The sequence below is a fragment of the Acidovorax sp. KPB24-03 genome, from assembly GCF_057546605.1.
The window spans coordinates 1-1,844 of sequence record NZ_BAAJYR010000556.1 but is presented as its reverse complement, the minus strand read 5'-3'; the positions used below and the strand labels follow the sequence as shown (position 1 = coordinate 1,844).

Here is a 1,844-nt window from a genome sequence, read left to right as displayed (position 1 = left end):
CTGCCCGAGGCGCTGCCCGGCATCGTCGGCGGCTTCACCATCACGCTGGTGGCGCTGATCAGCTCGTCCGCCATGGCCGGCGCGGTGGGCGCGGGCGGGCTGGGCGACCTGGCGATCCGCTACGGCTACCAGCGCTTCGACACGCAGGTGATGCTGATCGTCATCGCCGTGCTGATCGCGCTGGTGTCGCTGGTGCAGTTCAGCGGCGACCGGTGGGTGCGCTGGCTGCGCAGCCGGTAGCCCGTGGCGGGTGACCGGTGGAGCCGCCGTGGCGCTGGCTGCGCCCCTGGGAAACGGGATGCGCGTCAGCAGCCCGTCTTCCAGGGGTTTACAAGCCAAATCGGCCTCCAGCGCATGATCCACTAGGGCATATTGCTATCAAAAATATAGTACCAGGATGTGCCGCCGCGCCCCGGCCCACCCGTCAGAACGCGTGGGCGTGCCGCAGCGCGTCCAGCACCCGCACGCGCAGGGCGCCCAGCGATTCGTCTTCGCGCCGGCGCGGGCGGGGCAGCGGGTTGTCGATGACCTGCAGCTCGGCACCGGCGCGCGCCTCCAGCACCACCACGCGGTCGCTCAGGAGGAGCGCCTCGTCCACGTCGTGCGTGACCAGCAGCAGCGCCAAGCCGTGGCGGCGCGCCACCTCGGCCAGCAGCTGCTGCAGGCGGGCGCGGGTGAAGGCATCGACGGCGGAAAAGGGCTCGTCCAGCAGCAGCAGGCGCGGCCGCGTGAACAGGCCCCGGGCGATGGCCACGCGCTGCGCCTGGCCGCCGGACAGCTGCTTCGGCAAGCGGTCTTCAAAGCCCGCCAGTCCCACTTCGGCCAGCAGCTCGCGCACCTGCGGGTGACTCCGCCCGGCGCGGCCCAGATCGAACGCCACGTTCTCGGCCACCGTGAGCCAGGGGAACAGGCGCGGCTCCTGGAAGATGAAGCCGATGTCACGCGTGATGCCCTGCTGCGGCTCGCCGGCCAGGCGCACCTGGCCGTCGTACTGCGTGTCCAGCCCCGCGACGATGCGCAGCAGCGTGCTCTTGCCGCAGCCGCTGGCGCCCACGAGGCTGACCACCTCGCCGGGGGCGATGTCCAGCGGCACGTTCTGCAGCACGGGCTTGTCGCCATAGGCCTTGCGGCGCACGCGGGCCTGCAGCAGCGGGCCGCCCTTCGCATCCTGGGCCTGCAGCAGCGGGCCGTCCACAGCGAGAGACGCTGGAGCGATGGCGTCTTGCAATGCAGTCATCGTTGGTTCAGTCCCGCGCAGTGCTGTCATAGGTGTCGCGCCAGGCCAGCAGGCGCTTTTCCAGCCAGGCCATGCCCGTGTCGGTGACCTTGCCCAGCAGCGCCAGCAGCACGATGGCGGCCAGCACGATGTCGGCGCGGCCCATCTCGCGGCCATCGGTCAGCAAATAGCCCAGGCCGCGCGTGGCGGCGATGAGTTCGGCCGCCACCATGAACATCCACGCCAGGCTCAGGCCGTTGCGCAGCCCGGTCAGCACCGCCGGCAAGGCGGCCGGCAGCAGCACGCGGCGCACCATGGCGACGGCGCCCAGCCGGTACATGCGGGCAGCCTCGACCAGCTTGCGGTCCACGTCGCGAAAGCCCGAGGCCACGCCCATGTAGACCGGGAAGAACGCGCCGATGGCAATCAGCGCGATCTTGGACGCCTCGTCGATGCCCAGCCACAGCAGCAGCAGCGGCACCCAGGCCAGCGACGGAATGGCGCGCAGCGCCTGGAAGGTCGGGTCCAGCAGCCCTTCGGCCCGGCGCGAGAGCCCGACCAGCGCGCCGATGGCGATCGCCAGCACGGTGCCGATGGCAAAGCCCGCCGCCACGCGCGCGCTGCTGGC

Annotated in this window: 3 protein-coding genes; 1 reads left to right on the top strand and 2 read right to left on the bottom strand. The window is 71.4% G+C overall.

All coding sequences use genetic code 11. From position 1 onward, the window contains the following. A partial coding sequence (locus tag AC27KI_RS23890) for an ABC transporter permease subunit (protein ID WP_487116215.1) occupies positions 1 to 240 on the top strand: 240 nt, incomplete at its 5' end. A 184-nt stretch (positions 241 to 424) separates the two neighbouring features. Here AC27KI_RS23890 and AC27KI_RS23885 read toward each other — a convergent pair. After that, positions 425 to 1,237 (bottom strand): ABC transporter ATP-binding protein, encoded by an 813-nt coding sequence (locus AC27KI_RS23885; RefSeq protein ID WP_487116213.1) that lies wholly within the window; start codon positions 1,235 to 1,237, stop codon positions 425 to 427. 7 nt (positions 1,238 to 1,244) lie between these two features. Beyond that, positions 1,245 to 1,844 (bottom strand): ABC transporter permease (locus AC27KI_RS23880; RefSeq protein WP_487116211.1); only part of this gene is annotated, 600 nt, incomplete at its 5' end.

What these genes read in the sequence shown, in the direction of transcription:
- AC27KI_RS23885 (WP_487116213.1), bottom strand. Translation starts at nt 1,237, where the DNA reads ATGACTGCATTGCAAGACGCCATCGCTCCAGCGTCTCTCGCTGTGGAC.